At 54.7% G+C, this 23,473-nt stretch carries 20 protein-coding genes and 1 pseudogene; 13 read left to right on the top strand and 8 right to left on the bottom strand.

Features of this window, described 5'->3' with window-relative positions:
- Positions 1–12 precede the first annotated feature (12 nt).
- Complete coding sequence (locus tag HOJ95_03915) at positions 13–987, bottom strand: NADPH:quinone reductase (protein ID MBT6393827.1); 975 nt, start codon at positions 985–987, stop codon at positions 13–15.
- 997 nt (positions 988–1,984) lie between these two features.
- Here HOJ95_03915 and HOJ95_03910 point away from each other — a divergent pair.
- The 3 genes from HOJ95_03910 to HOJ95_03900 are packed head-to-tail and all read left to right on the top strand — an operon-like array spanning position 1,985 to position 5,152.
- On the top strand, positions 1,985–2,941 hold the full coding sequence (locus HOJ95_03910) for a hypothetical protein (protein ID MBT6393826.1): 957 nt from the start codon (positions 1,985–1,987) through the stop codon (positions 2,939–2,941).
- Between the two features lie 38 nt (positions 2,942–2,979).
- On the top strand, positions 2,980–3,936 hold the full coding sequence (locus HOJ95_03905) for a D-glycerate dehydrogenase (protein MBT6393825.1): 957 nt from the start codon (positions 2,980–2,982) through the stop codon (positions 3,934–3,936).
- Positions 3,937–3,994: 58 nt separating this feature from the next.
- Positions 3,995–5,152 carry a PrpF family protein gene (locus HOJ95_03900; GenBank protein ID MBT6393824.1) on the top strand — a complete coding sequence of 386 codons (1,158 nt, stop codon included), beginning with the start codon at positions 3,995–3,997 and terminating at the stop codon, positions 5,150–5,152.
- Positions 5,153–5,171: 19 nt separating this feature from the next.
- Here the strand turns inward: HOJ95_03900 and HOJ95_03895 are convergent, their stop codons facing one another.
- From HOJ95_03895 to HOJ95_03885, 3 genes are all read right to left on the bottom strand, one after another.
- Positions 5,172–5,531: a cupin domain-containing protein gene (locus tag HOJ95_03895; protein MBT6393823.1), complete on the bottom strand. Its 360-nt coding sequence runs from the start codon at positions 5,529–5,531 to the stop codon at positions 5,172–5,174.
- A 69-nt stretch (positions 5,532–5,600) separates the two neighbouring features.
- Entirely contained in the window at positions 5,601–6,533 is a 933-nt protein-coding gene (locus HOJ95_03890; protein ID MBT6393822.1) for a DMT family transporter, read from the bottom strand.
- Complete coding sequence (locus HOJ95_03885) at positions 6,530–7,000, bottom strand: hypothetical protein (protein MBT6393821.1); 471 nt, start codon at positions 6,998–7,000, stop codon at positions 6,530–6,532. Before HOJ95_03885 ends, HOJ95_03890 begins: the two co-directional genes overlap by 4 nt.
- A 100-nt stretch (positions 7,001–7,100) precedes the next feature.
- Between HOJ95_03885 and HOJ95_03880 the strand changes: the two genes are divergently transcribed.
- From HOJ95_03880 to HOJ95_03835, 10 genes and pseudogenes are all read left to right on the top strand, one after another.
- A complete protein-coding gene (locus HOJ95_03880; protein MBT6393820.1) occupies positions 7,101–8,015 on the top strand; it encodes an alpha/beta fold hydrolase in 915 nt (304 codons plus the stop codon).
- A gap of 181 nt (positions 8,016–8,196) precedes the next feature.
- Positions 8,197–9,018 carry an MBL fold metallo-hydrolase gene (locus HOJ95_03875; protein MBT6393819.1) on the top strand — a complete coding sequence of 274 codons (822 nt, stop codon included), beginning with the start codon at positions 8,197–8,199 and terminating at the stop codon, positions 9,016–9,018.
- Between the two features lie 94 nt (positions 9,019–9,112).
- Entirely contained in the window at positions 9,113–9,928 is an 816-nt protein-coding gene (locus HOJ95_03870) for an MBL fold metallo-hydrolase (GenBank protein ID MBT6393818.1), read from the top strand.
- Positions 9,929–9,961: 33 nt separating this feature from the next.
- Positions 9,962–10,780, top strand: a complete 819-nt coding sequence (locus HOJ95_03865; GenBank protein MBT6393817.1) for an MBL fold metallo-hydrolase — start codon at positions 9,962–9,964, stop codon at positions 10,778–10,780.
- Between the two features lie 148 nt (positions 10,781–10,928).
- The gene (locus HOJ95_03860; GenBank protein MBT6393816.1) at positions 10,929–12,875 is read left to right on the top strand and encodes an AMP-binding protein; all 1,947 of its coding nucleotides are present in this window, start codon (positions 10,929–10,931) and stop codon (positions 12,873–12,875) included.
- A gap of 37 nt (positions 12,876–12,912) precedes the next feature.
- Complete coding sequence (locus tag HOJ95_03855; GenBank protein MBT6393815.1) at positions 12,913–13,155, top strand: hypothetical protein; 243 nt, start codon at positions 12,913–12,915, stop codon at positions 13,153–13,155.
- A 162-nt stretch (positions 13,156–13,317) separates the two neighbouring features.
- Positions 13,318–13,617, top strand: a pseudogene (locus HOJ95_03850) (hypothetical protein).
- Positions 13,618–14,482: 865 nt separating this feature from the next.
- The gene (locus HOJ95_03845; GenBank protein MBT6393814.1) at positions 14,483–16,429 is read left to right on the top strand and encodes an AMP-binding protein; all 1,947 of its coding nucleotides are present in this window, start codon (positions 14,483–14,485) and stop codon (positions 16,427–16,429) included.
- A 262-nt stretch (positions 16,430–16,691) separates the two neighbouring features.
- Positions 16,692–17,522 carry a hypothetical protein gene (locus HOJ95_03840; GenBank protein ID MBT6393813.1) on the top strand — a complete coding sequence of 277 codons (831 nt, stop codon included), beginning with the start codon at positions 16,692–16,694 and terminating at the stop codon, positions 17,520–17,522.
- A 92-nt stretch (positions 17,523–17,614) separates the two neighbouring features.
- Positions 17,615–18,175: a hypothetical protein gene (locus HOJ95_03835; GenBank protein ID MBT6393812.1), complete on the top strand. Its 561-nt coding sequence runs from the start codon at positions 17,615–17,617 to the stop codon at positions 18,173–18,175.
- 15 nt (positions 18,176–18,190) lie between these two features.
- Here HOJ95_03835 and HOJ95_03830 read toward each other — a convergent pair whose 3' ends face one another.
- From HOJ95_03830 to HOJ95_03815, 4 genes are all read right to left on the bottom strand, one after another.
- The gene (locus HOJ95_03830; GenBank protein MBT6393811.1) at positions 18,191–18,796 is read right to left on the bottom strand and encodes a YceI family protein; all 606 of its coding nucleotides are present in this window, start codon (positions 18,794–18,796) and stop codon (positions 18,191–18,193) included.
- A 7-nt stretch (positions 18,797–18,803) separates the two neighbouring features.
- A complete protein-coding gene (locus tag HOJ95_03825; protein MBT6393810.1) occupies positions 18,804–20,933 on the bottom strand; it encodes an MMPL family transporter in 2,130 nt (709 codons plus the stop codon).
- A 254-nt stretch (positions 20,934–21,187) separates the two neighbouring features.
- Positions 21,188–22,429 (bottom strand): NAD(P)/FAD-dependent oxidoreductase, encoded by a 1,242-nt coding sequence (locus HOJ95_03820; protein MBT6393809.1) that lies wholly within the window; start codon positions 22,427–22,429, stop codon positions 21,188–21,190.
- A gap of 40 nt (positions 22,430–22,469) precedes the next feature.
- Positions 22,470–23,473, bottom strand: a 1,004-nt coding sequence (locus HOJ95_03815) for a type III polyketide synthase (protein ID MBT6393808.1), incomplete at its 5' end; no start/stop codon positions are given.

Below are 23,473 nucleotides of genomic sequence, written 5' to 3'. Positions count from 1 at the left end.
GCGAGTACGACATCAAATCTTCAACACGATTTTTCCAGCCACCTTGCCCGTCATCAAAACATCATGCGCGCGAGCCGCCTCGGCAATGGGAATCACCTCCCCCAGAAGCGGACGCACCATCCCAGCCTCAAGAAGATGGTTCACCTGCCGAAGCATATCAGGGAACACCGAATCGGCGTTAAATAGACTCATGCCCCGAACATCAATGTCCTTGGAATAAAATGGCGGATAGCTGATCGAGCCGGTTGGGTTCTTACCGGTCCCGGAGCCAAGAAGAACCATCGTGCCGCCTTTTTTGAGAGCCCGGCAACTCCCGTCGAAATTTTCGGTCGCCACCATTTCAATCACGGCATCCACACCCTGCCCACCAGTTTCAGAGGCACACCTGCTAGCGAAATCCTCATCGCGATAGTTCACAACCACATCGGCACCGAGCGATGCCGCGACATCACCCTTCTCCTTCGAGCTCACCGTCGTAATAACCTTTGCTCCTGAGGCCTTGGCAATCTGAATCGCCATAGAGCCAACACCACCCGCCCCTGCATGGATTAGAAACGTCTGGCCAGGCTGGATGCCCCCCTTGACGACAACAGCATAAAACGCCGTGTAGAGAACCACCGGAAACGAGGCGCAATCCTCGAATGAAAGGTTCGAGGGAATGTGGGCAGTACGAAGTGCATTGAGCGTCGCTTTTTCGGCATAACCTCCACTCATCGCAGCACCGAACACACGATCACCCGCCTTGAAGCCCTCGACTCCCGCTCCAACTTCGATGACCTCCCCTGCAGCGTCAATGCCCGGCGTCCAAGGAAGCTCGAGAGATTTCGACAGTGGGTGTGCACCCGATCGGAAAGTTGTGTCTACCGGATTAACACCCGCCGCCCTCATATCGACAAGAATCTGTCCCGCACCCGCTGTTGGGTCCGCAGCGTCCTCGAATTTCATCACCTCCGGGCCGCCGAATTCATGAACATGAATAGCTTTCATACAACCTCCTCCGGGAAATCCCATGGCTTGAGAAACCCCTAATTTAAGTTTGATCTCTATCAAAAAAATAAGAGCGCCGCTAAAAGAAATACATCTTACCCGGCAACCCTTTCAAAAATTGATAACCACCCTTTATCATACTACCGACAGGCTGCACACCTTATCCATGGCTTTAAAACCAGTTCATCAAGTTCTTGACATTCCTTTCGGGCAAAGGATAATAGCTCGACACTAAAAATCTATTTGTGAAAATATTCGTGCCATTGGGTGCCTTTTCGTACAAATACCATTTCAATTGTGTGTCCCCTAAATTTTTTATTCTGCTGCATAGGAGAACCTAGAATGGACTCAAGACCACCTCCTATCAGACGGGATCAGCACGTCTGCATCAAGGTCCATGACCTGGATGAATCCATGGAATTCTATAGGGACGTAATGGGCTATCGCGTCTCTGATCGCTACGAACCGGGCGATAACCCTCACAGCAAATGGGGCATCTGCTTCATGAGCAGTGGCGAGCTTCACCACGAAATCTTCCTTATCTGCTACATTCCCGAGTCAGGACCACCTCCTCGGGGCGAAGCCTTACGAGAGCCCGGTGTCGGACTCCACCACATCGCCTACGAGGTTGAAGGAAAACAAACCCTCGAGGCCTGGGAAAAACACATAAGCGCCCACGGTATAGAAATCATGGGCGGACCAGTGGTTCACAGTCCAACCCACACTGCGGGAGACGGCACCCTCGGCGAGAACAGGGCTTTTTATTTCCACGGCCCATATGGAAACGGCATTCAAAATTTTACAGACATGACGCCGATGGATGCCGGCACAAACAGGATTGACGAGACCTGGTTCCGTGACCGACTTGAGCGGGACGGCCTCGAGAAGGACATGGCAGAACTACCACCTGCATGGCAACCCGGCATATCAAGCATGACCGGGGCCAAAGACAAATTCAAAACCGAGAAATCCCAATTTCCCTCAAGGAGCACCACACATGACTTATCGTGTTATCGCCGTCGACCCAAGTTGGAAAAATCCGGACCGCCAAAAATTTCTTTCCGAAAATTTAGCAGAGGGCTACGAGTTATATGTCCCCGAAGTATTCGAGGGAGATACCTTCTATAAGGAACTCGAATCTGCGAGTGCCCTCGTAACCGGGCTCGCCGGCATCACAGCAGAGATGATGAAAGCGGCCCCGAATTTACGCGTGGTTGGCAAGGCAGGCACCGGGGTTGATTCTATCGACGTCGGGGCCGCCACCGCCATGAAAATCCCCGTAGCGCACGCCCCAGGCTGGATGCGTGCCACACCGGTGGCCGAGCATGCCCTAACGATGATGATGCTCCTGGCGAGAAAACCCTGGCTCTGGCGCGGGGAGAAGCGCCCTCCGCTTCATGTTCAGTTATCAGAATGTTCGGTTGGCATTGTTGGGCTTGGTAACATTGGCCAGGGAATCGCCAAACGCTGCGCCGGCTTTGAAATGGAAGTGCTCGCTTTCACACGAACACAAGGAAAATTCAAGCCCGAAGGATTCTCTGTCGAAGAAGTTTCCTCGCTCGATGAAATGCTTCCCCGCGTGGACTTCGTGGTCCTCTCGCTTCCGCTCAATGCGAACACTGAAGGGATCATCGGCGAGAAAGAACTCGCTTTAATGAAGCCATCGGCATTTCTAGTGAACATTTCAAGAGGCGGCCATGTTGTAACAGGCGCCCTAGTTTCAGCTCTTGAGAAAGGTGAAATCGCTGGCGCAGGGCTCGACGTTGTGGATCTCGATCCTGATTCCGAGAACCACCCAATCATGAAGTTCGAGAACGTCGCCATCTCGCCCCATTGCGCCGCCCAGACTCTGAACACGCAAACGATTAGCTACGCCCTGCTGGCAGAGAGCATCCGCCTCGCCGTCGAGGGCGAGCAGGTTGAGGCGCTCGTCAACCCAGAGATTTACGACTAACAAGAATAGTTTTATTCTAAGGCCAGGAGACAACACCAATGGCGCATCGCGTATTACATGTGGACAAAAGTATTCTCAATCCAGAAAAACAACAATTGCTGCGCGAATGCCTGCACGAAAGCTGCGAGTTGGTCATCCCCGAATCGTTCGACACAGAGACGATTCTTCGCGAGGCAAAAACCGCGCGAGTCATGATCACAGGTTTTGCACCCCTCACGGGAGAGATGATGCGCGCCGCCCCCGACCTGTGCGCCGTCGGCCGAGGTGGGACCGGCATGGATTCGGTTGATGTCGCCACGGCGACGGCCCTGAATATCCCGGCAATGAATACCCCCGGTATCGTTCGGGCCGATCCTATCACCGAGCATGCGCTTACCTTCATGCTCATGCTTTCGCGACGGCCATGGCTCTGGAAATTGGGCCGCACTACAGTCCAACACAACGAATTAAAGGGCGCGACACTCGGCATTGTCGGCCTGGGAAATATCGGCCAAGGCGTCGCTAAGCGCAGCGCCCCCTTCGGAATGAAAATCCTTGCCCACACACGCACCAGAGGAAAATTCAAACCAGAGGGATTTGCCATCGAGGAAGTTGAAAGTCTGGGGGATCTTCTTCCCCACGCCGACTACGTCATTCTCTCAATGCCTCTCACTGAAGAAAATAGAGGGCTAATCGGAGAAAATGAATTGGAAATGATGAAAGACTCGGCTTTTCTCATCAACGTCGGTCGTGGCGCCCACATAGATTCGGACGCCCTCGCCTCAGCATTGGCTGGTGGCAAACTAGGCGGCGCAGGTCTCGACGTAACCGAGCCCGAACCCCTGCCTGATGGGCACCCGCTCCTGGGCATGCCTAATGCCCTCATCTCACCGCACAATTCAACACACTCCGCAGGTGTCCAGAGGCGCAGCGTTGAGTTCCTCTGCGAAAATATTCGCCGCGCCGTCGAGGGAGAGCGCGTCGCGTCACTCGTCAACCCCGAGGTGTATGACTAGCCTCCCTGTAACAAAAGGAGCCGCCCCGTGCTTTTAGCGCTCATGGCGGCACTATTCAATGACTCAAAGAAAGATACCCGCCGCCTTCTACCGGGGCGGCACAAGCCGCGCCATATTTTTTCACGCTAAAGACATGACAGAGGACCCGAAGATTCGGGACGCCATTTTTCTGCGCGCCATCGGCAGCCCGGACCCGAATAGCAGGCAGCTAGACGGCCTGGGTGGGGGCACCCCTTCACTAAGCAAGGTCGCTTTCATCGCTCCTTCATCCCGGCCGGACGCCGACGTGGACTTCACCTTTGGGCAGGTATCGATCAACTCCCCGCAGGTGGACTACGCCGGCAATTGCGGAAACATGTCGAGCGCGGTCGGACATTTTGCCGTCGATGAAGGACTTGTCCCTTCTCCTGCCGACGGCGAGGCTACTGTGCGCATTCACAACACGAACACCGGGAAAATTATCATCTCGAAATTTCAAGTCGAAGGGGGCTGTGCAGCCGTCGAAGGCGATTACGAGCTTCCCGGCGTCGCTGGCACCGGCTCTCCCATCCGGCTTGAATTCACCGATCCTGGCGGCGCATCAACGGGCAAACTTCTTCCCTCCGGAGCCCCCGTAGATATATTCGACATCGAGGGGATTGGGGAAATTGCGGTGAGCATGGTGGACGCCACTACTCCTTGTATTTTCGTGCGCGCACGGGATTTGGGCATCTCGGGGACAGAGGCGCCCGGTGCAATTGATACCAATCGCGGAGTCATGGTGAATCTTGAGCAGATTCGTGCCGAGGCTGCTGTCCGCATGGGAATATCGCCCGACAGGCGCAGCGCATCGGAGTTCTCACCACTGGTTCCCAAAGTCGGTATCGTCGCGCCGCCAGGCGAATATCTCGATCAGGCAGGCTCCCTCGTCCCGGCGGACACATACGACATCCTGAGCCGGATGATGACGATGGGCACGATCCACCGCGCCTATCCGCTCACGGGCTCAATGTGCCTCGCCGTCGCCGCCCGCATTCCAGGATCGATTCCCTACGAGGCGGCGCGAACCAAGGAAGGCGATCTGCTGCTCGGGCACGCCTCGGGCACTCAGCCCATCGGCGCATATGTATCCGAAACGGCTGACGGCCCCCATGCCGAAAAAATCATTGTCTACCGGACGGCCCGCCGGCTGATGGAGGGCGCGGTGCTCGTTCCCGAGAGCGTGTTCGAGAGATAGGCTTACAGCGTTTCGATTCTTAATCCCGGCTCACCGTTTCCATCGAAAAGGCGGGAAGGCACACCGCGATGTACTCCGCCCCCGCCGCCCCCGGCGTCGAGTAGCGCACCCACTCGCCCCCCCGGCACACCACCACCTGCCCGGCGTTCACTTCCATCGCGCCACCCTCGTATTCAACGCGAAGCGCGCCTTTTAATACCACCGTAAACTCATCGAACTCTGGCGTCTGCCCCGGCTCAACCCAGCCCCCCGGGCTGCGCATGTGGGCAATACTCGCCCCCTCCTCGCCTGAGTTCACGCGCCCAATATACTCATCAATCAACTTCGGTTTATTTCCCGCCGCCTCGATCCGCGTCGGGGCCTCAATTAATTCTGGCATGAGAATACCTCCTCAATCGAATAAAAATTTAACCACAAGTCATTTCAAAAATTATTTTGAGCTAAAAAATTATTTAGAGAGCGACTTCCGCCCCTCCACCGTAACCAGCCACACACCGGATATCGTCAGGACGGCTCCCGCGAGAAGATTCCAGCCAAGGGACTCGCCGAGGATGATCGCGCTGGCGGCCACCCCCACAGCGGGCGTCAAGAACAAGAACACCGAAACCCGTGCAGGCGAGTGTTTGAGCATCAGATGCGCCCAAAGCACGAGTATCAGGCCACTTGAAATAACGCCCATATGGAAAACCGCATAAATCTCGGCGGCTCCAAAAGCGTAGCGCCCGCCGTCCTCGGTCAGCAACGACAGCGCGAGGTAAAGCGGCGTGCCGATGAGCATCGCCCACCTCGTCACGGCGAACATGTCCGAGCCACTCAAGAAACGCTTGAAGTGAATTGCCTGAACGGCCCACAACACGGCGGCTATGACGAGAAACGAATCGGCCCACAGTTCGCTTTGCCCCGCCAGGCGTTGCGCGAAAATAACAACAGTTCCCGCCATCGCCGCGCCAAAGCCCAGCGCACGCCGGGGGGTGATGCGCTCGCCGGGAAACACGAGGGCGGCAAATAGCATGACCCAGACCGGCTGGGTATAGAGAAGAATCGAGGCCCTTGCGGCCTGGGTGCTCGTCATTCCGATATAGAGAAAAAGGATATAGGCGTTGTGGAGAATACCGTTGAGAATGCGGTGGCCCAGTTCGGCCCTTGGGTTGGTATGAGTCACGCGATCTGGCACACGCATGACGAGCATCCAGACAGTAAGCGTGAGCGCGGAGAGGGCGGCTCGAAGCCAGATGAGCGCGAAGGGGCTCAAGCCCGCGTAGGCCGCTTTGATAACCGGCTGGGTCAGCCCCCACACAATCACCAAAGAGGTGCAGCCCGCCACCAATTCCACTGTGCCGCTCTTTGTCGCTGCCTCTGTCCCCTCCCCGCCCTCGATCAAGATTTTGGCTCGCTATGAGACACTCGCTCGCAAAGCTCGATTCGAACGTTCCCTGGCCCCTTGATGAACGCAATCGAGCGCCCACCGATTCCTGTCCTCTGGGAAGGCATCAAAACCTCGGCCCCCCTCGATTCGAGCCAGGCCACCGAGGCCTCAACGTCATCGACAGCAAATCCCACATGGTCGAGCCCCTCGACAAGGTTGGGCTGCCGGGCATCGGGCACATCGTCCTCGCGCATTCCGCGAATTCTCAAGGTGCCGCTGCCGAGCTGAAAAATCGAATAGGCGGCCCCCTTGTGGTCGTCAAGAAATTCAAGCGTTTCCATTTCGAAAACACGCTCAAAATATTCGGTCAGCGCCCGAACGTCGCTCACCAAAAAATGCACATGATCGAATCCAAACTCCACCGAATTTCCCTCCAGTATGGAAAAATTCCGCTTGGGGAACAGCTGAGGACCAATTTTCATTTTGAGCCCGCCATAGTACGCTGAAAGCTCGCGCCACCCAAGGGAAAAACCAAAACACTGAACTTTGTTGCCTCTTTAACTATCATTGAAAGGAAACACCATGGCGAAGGTGAAAATTATTGGTTCTGAGCATTGGACACACCACGGCGGCGCCGATCTTTATATGTGGCGAAAACGCCGGCAAGGTCTTAGAAAACCAGCGGGCTCTGTCATCCTCGTGCACGGCTCCTCGATGGCCTCGACCCCGAGTTTCGACCTCACTGTGCCGGGCAGGCCGGGACATTCCTTAATGGACTATCTGGCCGAGCGCAATTTCGACGTTTGGACGGTGGACCATGAAGGCTATGGCCGCTCGACGAAGGACAGGAAAGTCCACGCCGGCATTAAACGCGGGGCCGAGGACCTTCTGGCCACGGCGAAATATATTCGCAAGACTTCGGGGGCCAAGTCTTTCTTGATGTACGGCATCTCCTCGGGCGCACTCCGGGCGGCGCTGTTCGCGCAAAAGTATCCCCAGTTCGTAAAACGCGTCATCCTCGACGCCTTTGTCTGGACCGGAAAGGGAAGCCCCACCCTCAAGGACAGGGCCAAAAAATTCGCCACGGCCAAGGCCACCGACCGGCGGGCCATCCACTCGAAATTTATCCGCACCATTTTCAGCCGCGATAAGCACGCCAAGGCCGCCCGGCCTGACGTGATCAAGGCTTTTGCCGAGGCTTGCTGCGAGCTCGACGACTCGGTGCCAAACGGCACCTATATCGACATGACGCGGCACCTGCCCGTGATCAATCCCCGCAAACTGACAGTGCCCGTGCTCATCACACGCGGGGAGTGGGATGGCATCGCCTCGTATGAAGACTTGATCGAGTTCTTCAATCTGCTACCCAACCCGGACAAGCAGTTCGCAGTGATGCCCGGCATCTCGCATGCCAGCCTTCAGATGAAGAATTTCGAGATCGTTTTCCACTTGATTGGGAGCTATTTCAGCCAACCCGACCCCGTTTTCAAGGGCTGATACGTTTACTTGATCTGGCGCTCTCGCGGGGCTAGATTAACGGAAAGTTCAACTGAGACTTTATTTCATTATGCCGCTGCGCGACGAGTCTTTACCTTTCGGGCACTCACCTGTCGGGTGCTCACCCACTGGGTGTTTGTCCGAATGCGCGGATTTGCCACATTTATAGGAGAAAGAACCCATGGACACCCAGGATTGGTACACCGTCAACGAGTTCGCACCCGGAAGCTATCAGATTACCGAGGGCGGGCGCTTCAACATGCTCCTGCTGGTGGGAGATGAAAAAGCCCTTTCCATCGACGGCGGCATCGGGATAGGCAACCTGCGCAAGCTCCATGAGAGCATCACCGATCTTCCCATCGATCATATTCTCACCCACACCCATTGGGACCACGTTGGTGCCGCGCACCTCTGGGACAATGTGGGCGTTCATCCCGCCGGAAAAGGCCTGCTGGCCCAGAACCTCACCAAGAACGCCCAGGGGTTCGCAAAGATGTGGACCTCTAGCGGCAATACGTTTCCGGATTGGTTCGACGCGGATAATTACGATATCCCCGCCGCCAACTTCGGCTGGACGCTTCAAGAGGGCGACAGCTTCGACCTGGGGAACCGCAAGTTTCAGGTTTACGACACCCCTGGCCACTCTCCCTGCAGCATTTCGCTATACGATGAGCGCGAGAAAATCCTCGTCTCGGGCGACCTCATTCGCCCCGAGGAGTGCCTGTTCATCCAGGTGCCCACGGCGGTGCTTTCGGACTATCCGCCTTCGCTGCGAAAGATGGAAAAACTCGCCTCCGAGGTCGAGGTGCGGTGGATCACCTCGGGACACACCCCGCCTTACCCCGATCCTTCGGTCATCGGCGAGTTTGCCCAACAGCTTGAAGAGCTCCAGGCCGGCAAGCACGATCCGCCCAATAAAGTAGACGCTGGCAACTGGGGTGAGGTCGACGAGTACGTCTTCCCCCGCGTCAAGGTCTGGATTAACGACGCCGCGCGAAAATAAACGACCACTGCCCTGGGGCGACCTGCCTCAGGGCAGTGGTCGAGATGACCGTCTCGCCAGAGGTTCAAGCCACCCCTAGCCAGAGAGAGAGAATATGGACACTCAAAACTGGTACGACGTTCAGGAATTCGCACCGAACACCTACATGTTCACAGAGGCGAGCCGATGGAATATCTTTCTTTTCATCGGCGAGGAAAAAGCCCTCGTGCTCGATGGCGGCATCGGCGTCGGGAGCGTCCGCAAGCTCTGCGAGAGCATCACGGATTTGCCCATCGATCATGTCTTGACCCACACCCATTGGGACCACGTCGGTGCCATGCACGAGTGGGACGCCATCGGCGTTCACCCCAATGGGAAAGCACAGCTCGCGAACGATTATTCGGCCGGCTGCAAGGATTTTGTCGAAAACTGGAAGGGAAAGCCCTTTCCCGAGGGTTTCGATCCGGGAAGCTTCACCATCCCGCCCGGCAACTTCGGCTGGGAAGTAAAAGAGGGCGACGTTATCGATCTTGGCGGTCGTACGCTAAGAGTGTGGGACACGCCGGGACATTCGCCCTGCTCCATTTCGCTCTACGACGACAAAGAGGGCGTCCTCGTCACGGGCGATCTCGTGAGGTCCGGCGAGGTGCTCTTCATTCAGGTGCCCACCGCCGTTTTTTCCGAGTACGGCCCCTCGCTGCGCACGCTTGAAAAAATCGCTGAGGAGAATGAAGCCAAGTGGGTCTGCTCGGGCCACACGGGCCCCCACTCCGACCGCTCGATCATCGGACAGATGGCCGGTGTCGTTGAGGACATATGGGCCGGAAAACATGAGCCGCCGAAAAAAGTTGAGGCCGGAAAGTGGGGCGTCATCGATGAGTACGACGTTTCGGGCGTCAAGGTCTGGACGAACGATAACGCAAGAAAATAGCGCAGAGACAAACTCACCGAAAGGGGAAACATCATGAGTCCCGAGGGCTGGTACAGGGTCGAGGAAATCGCACCGGGCACCTATCAACTCACCGAGGGCGGTCGATGGAAGATGTTTCTTTTCATCGGCGATGAAAAAGCCCTGCTCCTGGACGGCGGCGTGGGCTTTGGCGACCTCCGCGCGCTGTGCGAGAGTTTAACCGACAAGCCCATCGAGCATGTGCTTACCCACACCCATTGGGACCACATCGGCTCGGCTCACCGCTGGGAGTCGGTCGGCGTTCACCCACTTGGGGCAGATCAACTCACCAACGACCATGCCGTCCGCTGCACCGAGGTCATTTCGGGATGGGCAGACGGCCTCCCGTTTCCACCAGAGTTCGAGCCCGAGGGCTATAAGATAAAGCCCGGCAAGGTAGGCCGCGAGGTAAAAGAGGGCGACGTACTGGACCTTGGCGGGCGCACGCTCCGCGTTTGGGACACGCCAGGGCATTCGCCGTGCTCTATATCTTTGCTAGATGACAAAGAGGGCGTTCTTATCTCCGGCGATCTCGTAAAACCACTTCAGCCGCTCAACCTTCGGGTGGCGACAGCCGTGCTCTCGGACTATGGCCCCTCACTCAGAAAACTTGAGAAAATAGCGAACGAGAACGAAGTGAAGTGGGTTTGCTCAGGCCACACCGATGCATTTCCGGATCCCTCGATCATCGGCGAGATGGCTGAACTCGTTGAAGGCATCGCCGAGGGCAAACACGACCCCCCGCAAAAGATGAAGCACCCCTCAGGCGATAGGTTCGATGTTTACCGGGGCACAAGATTTTCGGTGTGGATTAACGAGGCTGCGCGAAAGTAGCGACTCTCTCCACCCGCCCTCACGCCACCCTTCTCTCACTGGAGAGGGCATTATTAAGTTCTTTGGAAGTCTGGAACCTTTCTTTCGAAGAAAGGTTCCGGTCTTTTGATGTTTAATTCAAGGTTTTGATTTTTAGGGGATAGATTCGATGACCGACTCCAACATCATCTGGCGGCCGAACGATGACTTTCTGGAAAACAGCCACGTTGCCCGGCTCATGAAAAAGCTTGGGCACTCGGACTGGCAAGAACTCCTGGCCTGGTCGGTCAAAGACATTCGGCGTTTTTGGGAAGTCGTTCTCGATGACATCAATTTCGAGTGGCAGCGGCCCTACGACGAATTGCTCGACATGAGCGGCGGCTTCCCCTGGCCCAGGTGGTTTGTTGGCGGGAAGACAAACATCGCGCTCAACTGCATTGACCGCCACTCAGACGGCCCACGGCGAGATGACACCGCTCTTATTTGGGAAGGCGACGGCGGCGAGGTCAAGCGCTACACCTTCGGCGAGCTATCGGCAGAGGTCTCAAAACTCTCAAACGCCATGCGCGGGATGGGCCTTAGGCCCGGCGATGTGGCGGGCGTGTTTTTGCCCCTTGTTCCTGAGGCCGTGATCGTCATGTACGCCTGCTTTAAGACGGGCGTCGCGGTTCTCCCCGTTTTTTCAGGCTTTGGCCCCGAGGGCCTCGCCGAGCGGCTGATACACTCGGGCGCAAAAATTCTCTTCACCGTGGACGGCGCCATCCGGCGCGGCAAGCAGATTCCCTTAAAAGCCACCGCCGATGCGGGGCTCGCACGCGGCACCTCGGTTGAAAAAATGGTTGTCGTCCGCCGGGCAGGGAGCGAGGTCACCATGACCCCGGGGCGCGATGAGTGGTGGGACGACTTCGTTTCAGGACAGGCGGACACCGCCGAGACAGAACAGCTCCCCTCGGACCACATTTCAATGGTCATGTACACCTCGGGCACCACCGGCAAGCCCAAGGGCACGATGTACACCCACGCAGGCCTCTTAACGGGCCCCCCGCGCGAGATGCGCTATTGTTTTGACATGCGCGAGGGCGACACCATGTACTGGGTCACGGATTTTGGCTGGGTGATGGCACCCTACGAACTTGTGGGCTCTCATTTTCACGGGAACGCCTGCCTGCTTTATGAAAGCGTGCCTAATCATCCGGAGCCCGACAGGCTTTGGAAGATTGTTGAGAACCACAAAGTCACGCACCTGGGGCTCTCCCCAACGGCGATTCGCGTATTAAAAGCCGCTGGGGACGAATGGGTGGAGAACCGCAATCTGTCCTCTCTCCGCGTTCTTGGCTCCACGGGCGAGCCCTGGGACGATGAGTCCTACATGTGGTATTTCGATAAAGTAGGCGGGGGCCGCTGCCCGGTGATGAACATTTCGGGCGGCACAGAAATTGGCGCCTGCCTACTCCAGCCCCTTCCGGTGATGGACCTCGCCCCCGGCACGCTGGGCGCGCAATCCATGGGCACCGACACCGACGTGTTTAATGATGAGGGCAAGCCCGTGCGCGGCGAGGTGGGCCACCTTGTTTTAAAACAACCCATCCCTTCCCTCACCAAAGGTTTTTTAAAGGAATCCGAGCGCTACATCGAAACCTATTTTTCGCGCTGGGAGGGCATCTGGTACCACGGCGACTGGGCCAAGGTGGACGATGACGGTTTGTGGTATCTCTACGGGCGCTCGGACGACACCCTGAAAATTGCGGGCAAACGCGTGGGCCCCAGCGAAATCGAGGCCGAAGTCATCAAACACCCCGGCGTTATTGAGGCCGCCGCCATCGGCACCCCCCACCCCATCAAGGGCGAGGGAATCACCTGTTTTGTCGTTATGGGGAACGGCTTTGCGCCCTCGGACGCCCTGCGCGAGGAAATCAAAGATCAGGCCGCCCAATATTTAGGCAAGAGCCTTCGGCCCGACGACGTGAAGTTTGTCGAGGCGCTCCCCAAAACGCGCTCGGCCAAAATCGTTCGCGGCGCAATCAAGAAAGTGTATTTAGGGCAGGATGTGGGCCACATGGACATGAGTTCCTTGGAGAACCCTGATGTCTTGGATGCGATACGAGAGGCGGTGTAGGCTGTCTTAACAATTACTGTCGCCAGGAGATGAAACCATGACACTTGAGCTGCTTCGAGACTTTCTGGGCTGGTGCGCCATCATCAACATCGGGTTGCTTCTCTGGTGGTGGCTGTTTTTCGCCTTCGCGCATGACTGGATGTACCGCTACCACAGCAAATGGTTCAAAATCTCAATTGAGAAATTCGACACCATCAACTATGCCGGAATCGCATTTTTTAAAATCTTCATCTTCATGTTCAATCTTGTGCCCTATTTTGCGCTACGGATTATTGGGTGAGGTAGCGGTGATTTGTCTTGGTGGGGATGAGGGGTAGATGGTGATGGGGTTGTTTGGGGATTTAGATGTGGTTGATGCGAAAAGAGAGGCGGTTTGAGGAGGCACTTCATAAAATACATGCAATCCAAAAGCTCAATCAGAAAACAAGGATAGGCCTTGACCATGGACACCCATAAGTTCTTTGCTTTTGTACTAATGCCATTTGATTCCAAGTTTAACGATCTATACAAATTTGGAATCAAAGAAGCAGCAGCGGAAATAGGTATTCATGCTGAACGTGTCGACGAACAAATTTACAGCGAAGGAATACTAGAACGCATTTATCGGCAGATCGAAGTGGCGGACATTATCATCGCTGACATGACCGGCCAAAATCCTAACGTATTTTACGAAGTAGGTTACGCTCACGCGAAAGAAAAATTATGTATTTTATTAACAGCAAATTCTGACGACATCCCGTTCGACTTAAAGCATCAGCGGCATATTGTCTATTCCGACTCCATACAAGAACTGAAACACCAACTGACTGAAAATTTAGAGTGGGCTAAAAAAGAAATCGAAAATATCGAAAAAAGTCACATTCAAGTTAACCTGAAGAATGTTTTTGGTTATTTGGACAAGAGTAAATTTTCAGCACAAGGAGACGTGCATTTCACAATCGATCTTTCTAATGAATCCAACAATACTTCTGCTGAAATTGATGCGATATATTTCTACACTACCAAAGCATGGAACTTATATCAGGACAATAAAATATGCCCATCCACAGAATCTGACCTCCCGATCTATGAGATAAGACATTTCTTAAATTCACCAATGAGACGACTCCACAAAAACTCTTGGGCTCAGATCAAATTCAATTTAAAGAGAACGTTGGCATTGGCAACAAAAGGGGAAGAACTCAAAGATTCATATAGAGTCCACGGGACAACCAACCTCAGACTTTCTACATCCGAAGGTAATTTTGATTACGAATTACCCATAGATATTATGGTTGATGAAATCCCCTTCTAGTCCCTGATGTGGACATCTGAGCCCCGAACATAACGCACCATGAGGCCCGTTTTGATAATTGTTATATTGAAGCCCCCCCTCACCCCAACCCTCTCCCGGAGGGAGAGGGGGTAAGTTCTTTGGAGGGCGGGAACCTTTCTCGAAAGAAAGGTTCCGGAGTTTTGGTACATTTCGAGAACATTGATATTCCGTCCTCGGGGTGTTGATATTTCGGGGTTTTGAATTTTTTCCTTGGGACCGATGTTTCATATCCAGGAAATTGAATTTCAGTTTGATGCTGAACGTCTGATTTGATGAGTAAAGGAATGACGTAATGAGCGCAGCGGAAGTGATCTGGCGGCCAAGCGAAGACTTTTTAAATAATTCAAATGTCGCGCGGCTGATGAAAAAAAACGGATTGTCCGGCTACCGGGAATTGATTGACTGGTCGGTAGCGGATGTGAGCCGGTTCTGGGAAGCGGCGCTAGACGATCTGGGGGTGGACTGGTACCGGCCCTACGATCGGCTACTAGATATGAGCGAGGGCTTTGCCTGGGCGAAATGGTTCGTGGGCGGCGAGGTGAATATTGTTCACAACTGCATTGATAGACATTTATGCACGACAAAGCGCGACCAGACGGCGCTGGTCTGGGAGGGGGACGGCGGCGAAATTCGGCGGTTCACCTATGCCGAGATGTCGGCAGAAGTATCAAAACTGGCAAACGCCATGCGGGGGATGGGAATAAAACCCGGGGACGCGGCAGGGATATTCATGCCGATGATTCCTGAAACGGTGTTTGCGATGTTCGCGTGCTTTAAAGTGGGTGCGGTGGCGATACCGATTTTTTCGGGATTTGGCCCTGAGGCGGTGGGCGAGCGCCTGGCGCACGCAGGGGCGCGGCTGGTCTTCACCACGAATAGTGGGGAGCGGCGCGGCAAGGAAGTGCCGGTCAAGCCGCTGCTCGATGAGGCATTGAGCAGAGAAACTGCGGTGGAAAAAGTCGTTGTTTATCCGCGCACGGATTCGGCACCACCCATGACGCCGGGGCGGGACGTCACCTGGGCCGAGTTTCTAGAGGGGCAATCCAAGACCGCCGAGACCGAGCGGCTACCCGCCGAGGCGCGGGCGCTTATTCTCTACACCTCGGGCACGACGGGGCGCCCCAAGGGAACGATACACACCCATGGCGGCTCGCTCGCGACGATAGCCAAGGAGGTTGGCTATTGCATGGACTATCGGGCGGGGGACGTTTTTTTCTGGGTGACGGATATCGGGTGGATGATGGGCCCCTGGGAGTTCATCGGGGTGCAGTTTCATGGTGGAACATATTTTATTTTCGATGGGGCGCCGAATTGGCCCGAGCCCGACAGGCTCTGGAAAATGATCGAGCATCATAAAATCACCTCGTTTGGCGTTGCGCCCACGGCGATACGGCTTTTTGCGAGCTCGGGGGACGAGTGGATAGATAATTGTGATCTGTCCAGTTTGCGAATCTTGGGCTCGACGGGGGAGCCCTGGGACCCCGAATCCTACATGTGGTTTTTCAACAAAGTGGGCGGCGGGCGCTGCCCGATCATGAACATATCGGGCGGAACCGAGCTTGCCGGGTGCCTGCTCCAGCCGTATCCGGTGGCGGAGTTGACCCCTTGCTCTCTGGGAGGGCAGGCATTGGGTGTGGACACCGATGTGTTTGACGAGGACGGAAAATCAGTGCGCAATGAGATTGGCCACCTGGTCTGCAAGCAGCCCGTGCCCTCGATGACGAAAAGTTTTTTGAACGATGATGATCGCTACATCGAAACCTATTTTTCGCGCTGGCCTGATGTCTGGTACCATGGCGACTGGGCCAAGGTCGATGAAAACGGGCAATGGTATCTCTACGGGAGATCGGACGACACGATAAATGTCGCCGGAAAACGGGTGGGCCCTGCCGAGGTCGAGGCGGCACTCATCGCGCACCCGGCGGTCGTCGAGGCGGCAACCATCGGCACCCCGCACCCCATCAAGGGCGAGGCGCTCACCTGTTTTGCGGTGCTGGCGCCGGGCCATGCGCCCACGGATGAATTGCGCGAGGAGCTAAAAAGGGAGGCAGCCAAATATCTGGGCAAAAGCCTGCAGCCCGAGGAGATAAAATTCGTTGAGGCACTTCCAAAGACGCGCTCGGCCAAGATCGTGCGCGGGGCCATCAAGCGCATTTATCTTGGCGAGGACCCGGCGAATATTGATACGAGTTCCATTGAGGTACCCGAGTTCTTGATGGCGATCACAAAAGCAAAGTAGCCGATTATAAACTTTCTAACTCGTTTTTTATTGAAACTTCGCATGCCTAGAGCGTCTCACTCCCCAAATTTCTCTTCCTGTTTAATGAACACCATTCCACATGGTTTGATATTTTTCGCAAAAATACTGCCCTCTGATTTTATAATTTTTATATTAACCCGCGATTCTTACGCCTAATAACATCTTTTTCCCTTTCATCTATCTCATCGAGACGGATTGCCTGTTATGCTAACGCCTTCTCCGCCGAAAGGGAGGCTTTAGATTGAAAGCCGCCGATCTCAACATGACCCAGGATATTCTTGGGCATGCCCGCTTTCACTTCATTACCCTCACCCTGGAAGAAGAGGACCCGGCACTGGTCGAGGACATGGGCACGCTGTGCAAGATGATGGAGAACATGCATGTTATCCAAGGCCATCCGACGACAGAGGCCTTTCGCCGTGGACGCTTTCAATACCTTCGCGCCGAGCCATTAAAGAGCCGCGAAAAGGATATCCCGCACCCCGAAGTGGCCAAGGCTGATGTGTTGGTGCGCACCGAGTGCGCCACGCCAGAGACTCTTGAAAATTACGAGGAAGGGCTCCGGACGCTAATCGAGGAGCGCGGCGGCTCGGTGGAAACGCTACAAGGCATCCAAAAATCCAGAAGCTACACGAGCTATGCTATGACGCAATTTGCCTACGCACCTGCCCTCGCCCCGGCCTCGGGCGAGCATCTTCCCCTTGCGGTGGTGACGCCTCAGAGGAAAACGAGGGAGTGGTGGGAGATGGACTGGATGCGCCGCGAGAGTTTTTTCCTCCCCCGATATGACGCTAATGGTCGAATGGCCGCCAAAGGACACGCCCTGGCGACGGAGGCGGGCATTCCGTGCATCAACCGCCGCCTATTTCACCACCCCGAGGGCTACGGGCTGCCAGAGGGGTACGATTTTGTGGGCTATTTCGAATTCGCCGAAAAAAGCGCCGAGTCGTTTCGCTCGGTCATGGCCAGCTTGAGGAATACCTCGGTGAATCCCGAATGGGAATATGTAAAAGAAGGCCCCGAATGGTGGGGCCGCCGTGTGGGTCTGACCAAAGATCTATGGAGGAATTAATTTTAAATTTATGTTATTTTTTTTTTGAAATAAGGTCGCAATAAAAATAAAAATTATTCAATATTTTTTTAACCCATAGGACAGAATAAAAAATGGCATTTCGCAGTAAGACCTACGTTACCTACCACGACGATTTTTCCCGTGACATCAAGAGTGACGACGTCATGTATGTCAAAAAACTTCTTGATTGGAAAGTCCGGGATCAAGATCACATCAGTTACATCAACAGCCGGGAGAAAGCCTCCGCCATCGCCGACAAGGACCAACAACTCAAGCTGGTTCACGCCATCAAGGATCGGCTGGCGAACTCAACGAACCTTCTTGTGATCATGGAAACCACAGTAAAAGAGGACTCCCCGTGGGTAAGGTTCGAAATCGAATGGGCGGTGGATCACTGCAAGATACCGATCATTGCCGCTTATCAGGGATACGATACGGTCCTGGCGCCGGCCAATCTCGAGCATCATTGGCCACAGGCACTCGATTTGCGCATCAAAAACGCCACAGCCCAGGCGGTACACGTTCCCTTCAAGATGGAGCCAGTGCAAAGAGCGCTAGGGCAGTTCACCCACGACAACCTGCCCAAGGGCGGCCTCAGCGCCTACACCCAGGCCGCCTACGACCGCTGGGGGCTCAACAGCGAGGGGGAATGATCGCGCGGGTTCTAACTAATTTTTCAGGCGAAGAATAAAATTTCCTTTGATCTCCACCCTATCCTCGACACCAATGAAGGGAATTGGAGAGGGCGTCTTCACCTTGTAGTCCGAAAGAAGTATCGGCAAGAGGATTTCCGCACGAACCTCGTCTCCCGCCAAATGCACCCTCGCCAACACCGAAATATTTTTTTTGACTCCGTGAAATGAGAATTCACCTTCCACGTGAAATTCAAGCACTCCGTTTTTTTCACCCAGCCGCTTTACATTCATTGAGCGAAACTCCGCACTCGGATATTTCGACACCTCAAGCACGTCCGTACGCATGACCGAATCACGCATAAAGCTATCCGTCGTTATCGATTCTGTCCGGAAACTGAGACGAATTCGGGGAGATATGCCCTCCGAACTTTCTGCAACAAACAACTCGCCCGAATACTCCGGCACAAGGGCATCAAAATCATGAAGCGTGGAGCGAACAAACGCCGCCACACGACCCTTGGCGGGGACAACCACATACGCACCCGTCGAAAACACCGCGGCATCTGCTGGTAAGGTTGGCAGAGTCCATACAAAAACAGACACAAAAAAAACTGACCGGAACATCTTCATGAAACGCATACCTAATTCATCTCCTCTCGATTCCCCAATCTCGGCCAGAAATCATGATGACGGCAGGCAGGAAAAGCAAATCACAGAGAACCGCCACCAGTATCGTCACCCCCGTGAAGACCGAAAAATATACGACCGGAATAAAGTTCCCGATGAGCCCGATGGAAAAACCGCCCACAAGAATGAGCGCCGCTGCCGCTATCGGCTTTCCCGCAATCCGAATGGTGCGGCTCACAGCCTCATCTCTCGCCGCCCCCTTCTCGCGCTGCAAACGGAACGTATAGAGAAAATGGATGGTGCCATCCACCACAAGGCCCATGGCAACACTCGATATCATCGCTGTCGGCACATTCAATGGAATGCCCAGCCAGCCCATTAGACCAAACACTACGCCGATGGGTATCAAATTCGGTATCGCCGAGAGAAGCATTACGCCAAAAGATCGAAACAAAATCCCGATAGCGGAAAGAACAAATACTACCGCAAGAAAAAGCCCGACGACCTGCCTGGATACCAATTCAATAGACATATTAGAGAGCAAAAGCGCATTCCCGGTCATGCGGACCCGTAGCCCCTCCCCTATCTTCTGCCGCGTGTACGCTTTAACACGATCAGAGAGTTCCTGAATTTTCAAGCTACCAACAGACTTCATGCGCGCGGCGATCCGAAGCTTTGTGAAATCAGCGTTAATCCACTGCCCCAGGCGACGCCCCTGGGACGAAGTGTCCCCCGCCACCATCGCGTACAAAAGTTTTCCCTCGGCCCCGGGCGGAACAGACTTTCTCCCCGGCCCTAAGCCACTCGAAAAAATAAGCCCGTCCACTATTGAATATGTTTTCGTCACCGAGGGAAATGACTCCAAAAAATCCTGGAGTCCAGCTACTTTTCGCAGCGTATCCGGATCAACCACTTTTTCGCCGCTCGTTTTATCTATCATCACCTCAAGCGAATTTACCCCGCCCATATAACGGTCAACAAATCTGGTCGCCTGATACAGCGGCGCGCTCTGGCGAAGAGAATTGATGATATCCGTGTCCACATCGAGGCGCATCAAACCGAACCCTGCCCCCATGGCAACAAAAATTGCCATGCCCACCACAGCCCACGGATATCTACTCACAACAAGAACAACCCATTCAATCGACCTATCAAGGAGTCCACGCGCATTCGAAATCCTCATTGCCATTCCTCGGCGGGCAAACAAAATGACAAGAAGCGGAAAAACACTTACCGCCAGAAAAAATGAAATCATCACACCACCGGCAGTAAAAATGGCAAATTCTTGAACGGCGGGTACTCCCAGCGTGGCCGTAGCCAGAAGCCCCCCTGCGGTCGTTAGCGCAGCCAGAAAACAGGGCGCCAGAACAATTTGAAGAGCGCTCTGCATAGCCTGCCCGGAGGACATCCCCTCTCTGCCAAGCCTGGCAAAATGGCTCAAAAAATGAATCACACTTCCAAGCGTCACTATCATCACCACAGGCGCGATAAGACCCGTCACCGTATTCAGCTCTTTTCCCGCGAATGCGAACAGACCAAGAGTCCAGAGCAACGAGCACCCCAGGAGCAACAACACAAGAGCCGTGACAAGCAAGTTTCTAAAAATGGCAAATATAATTACGCCAATGAGAACAAACATGAGAGGAACAATCCGCTGCTGATCTTCGCGCACAAAGGCGGATATGTCGTTTTTCTCGACAGGAATTCCCGCTATATACATACGGGCACCGTTTAAAGCATGGCCAGATGACAGTTGGCGAATCGCCTGAACGATCCGCCCCCTGTAAACGCGATCCCCTTCGAGATGTTCAAGCCAGATAATCAGAGCCAAAGAGCGAAAATCACCCGAGGCCAGAACATTCGAATAAGCGGGGTTCTCTACAAGAATCCGGCGCGCCTCCTCCTCGTCAAGTTCCTCGTCCTTGTCCCCGGATGGGCGAAGCGGACTTTGCACCATACGAACATGCGGTATACGCCGCGCCTTTTCCGCAAGCGCCTCGATTTCCTCAAGCACCTTCTCGCCGGCAGGCTCAGGAAGCCGAAATGCCCCTACGATGAATTCATCGCTCCCGAAAATTCGGCGGAACTCTTCAAGGTACCCGTAGGCCGGATCGGCCTTAGACAACATTTTCTCGTTCGAGGAATCCACTTTGAGTCCTATAATCTGATACCCGAAAAATAAGGTAAGAGCGGCAAAAGCCACTAGAACCCATTTCGCCCTCCTCATCAGGAAAGATTCGTACATGCCTGGAACCTTTTCTAGAAATACTCGAAAAACCTAAAGGACACTCTTATCCAGAGAAGGTAGAAAAAGGAAAGGAGCAAGGGGGACGGATTCACTACCCGACGATTTCACTCTGACATAAAACCATCGGCACCCCGCCTCTGGGCGTAAAATAGGGCCTAGAACCAGAATATCAATCCAGCAGCTAATTTTGAAAATACTGAAGGGCGTAAAAGCGCCCTGGGCGGAATATAGTTCCCGCTCAAGCCAACTAATAAATCGGCCACCTCGGGGCTTCGCTTCAAGAATGCACCGAATCGATTAACCAGCCTCTCGCGCCTGATGAGCGCCTGAAAAGCCTGCCAGACCACTCGCTTTCCTCTCTCCCACCCAGCGCGTTCCAGACCATAGCGCTCCAGGGCTGATGCCGAAAAATCCCCCATGGCCAAAGCCTCAAGGGCGACATCTGCAGCCAACTCGCCCGAGCGCATCGCCGCATAGATACCCTCTCCGGTGAAGGGATCAAAAAAACCACCCGCATCTCCGACAAGCATCACACGCTCCGCCCAAGAGCGATGAACCGCCACCCGAAGCGGCATCAACACCTTCAACTCGCCACACAATTGAGCCCCGTCGAATCGTTTTCCAAGATGGGGCGCAGAAGCTATAACCTCCTCGGCCCGATCTTTTTCGCGCCCGTGCCAGCGCCGAATCACATCCACATCATCGACCAATGCCAAATTACACACACCATTGGGCAAAAGGTTCAAAGCACAATAAGCCCCATTGGAGAGAATGTGCATCTCCCCTCTTTCCTGCATTCCGGCGACTCCTGAAAAGAAACCGTGGATCACCCCACGCGGACGGCCGGGTGTGGGCGCCGACATCCCCAAAAAACGAGCGACGGAGGATGCGCGTCCATCCGCCCCGATTACAATGGCCGCGCGGACAGAAACCGGCTCATCATTACCCTGCAAACGAAAAGAAAGACGCGCACTGCCTGCCTCCATATGAAGGGCTACAAGCCGCGCACCCCACCAGATTTCCGCACCAAGCTTTTTAGAATTTTCAACGAGTATTCCGTCAAACTGGGGCCTCGATATGGAAATTCCGTTTTCTCGAAATCCTCGTCGGCCCTCGTAGTCAGGAAATTGTGTTTCGAGGCGTGCGCCGTTCGGCCCGGCAAGAACCATCCCCCGAACCTCACCGTGAGGTGCCGCCTCGATCATCTCACGAACGCCAACACGCTCTAGAATTTCAAATGCCTGGGGACAAATAAATTCGCCGCATATTTTTTTCTCAGGGCGAGCGTTTTTTTCCGCAAGCAGCACCTTAAATCCAGCCCGGGCCAACAGTGCCGCAGAAATGGCGCCAGCAGGACCGCCGCCAATTATGGCAACATCAAAATCATTGTCCGTCATCACACATCCACCTTTTCCGTTGCAGAACAGTGGCGCTCGCTCATCGATTAGGCCAGATAATCAACAATTGTTCGATACTGAAGCCGGGGCCCATCGCCAGCAAAAGCCCGGTGTCCCCCGCCTTCGTCTCGCCAGAGGAAAGCGCTTCATCAAGAATCATCAAAATCGTTGCAGACGAAACATTTCCACACTCGTTTAGAATTTTCCGAGAGTAATGCAACGCCTCCTTCGTCACCCCGAGTTCATCCCGGTAGACCTCAAGAATCCGCTTACCGCCCGGATGAAACAACAAATGGTCGATTGCCTCCAGCGATAGTTCATTGCAGCCAAGAAATGCCTCGACAATGGGCCGCACCCTTGCTTTCACAGCCTGCGGGATTTCCTTTGAAAGAATAATTTGAAATCCAGCGTCACTCAAATTAAAGCCCATCAAATCCATCGATCCGGGGAGCGTGACGGTGCGAGAATCGACAAGTTCAGGAGCCCCCTCTCGTGGCTCTCCGCCCAGCACCGCCGCCGCCGCGCCGTCGCCAAAAATTGCCACCGAAACAATATTGTCCATCGATAGATTGTCGAGCTGAAAAGTCAGGGTAGGAAGTTCAACCGAAACGAGGAGAACACGATGATGCGGAAAACCTAGCAGGTACTCCCGTACCCGCGAGAGGCCCACCGCCCCGGCGGCACACCCCATCTCGGTGATGGGCAGCCGCTTCGTCTCGGGGCCCATCCCTAACTCGTCTATGAGGTAGGCATCCACGGAGGGAATCATAAAACCAGTACAAGAAACAGAAACGAGAAGATCGATATCGGCGGGCTCAATACCAGCCGCCTCGATGGCCCGCCGACTCACCTCGGCGCCCAGGCGAATCATCCCCGCCTCGTATATCTGGTTGCTCTCTGTGAGCGACTTGGGTCGGAACACATCTTCAATAGGAAGAACCGAGGACCGCCAACCCACCTCGGCGTTCCGATTCATCCTAACCGCGATGTCGGGATTGCCCCCCCGGCTCTCAATCCAGTCTGAAATCCAAGGCTCTGCCTCGG

The organism is Nitrospinaceae bacterium, assembly GCA_018669005.1.
In the GTDB taxonomy this organism is placed as follows: domain Bacteria; phylum UBA8248; class UBA8248; order UBA8248; family UBA8248; genus UBA8248.
The sequence above is the reverse complement of the archived record's forward strand: the minus strand, read 5'-3'. Positions and strand labels throughout refer to the sequence as shown.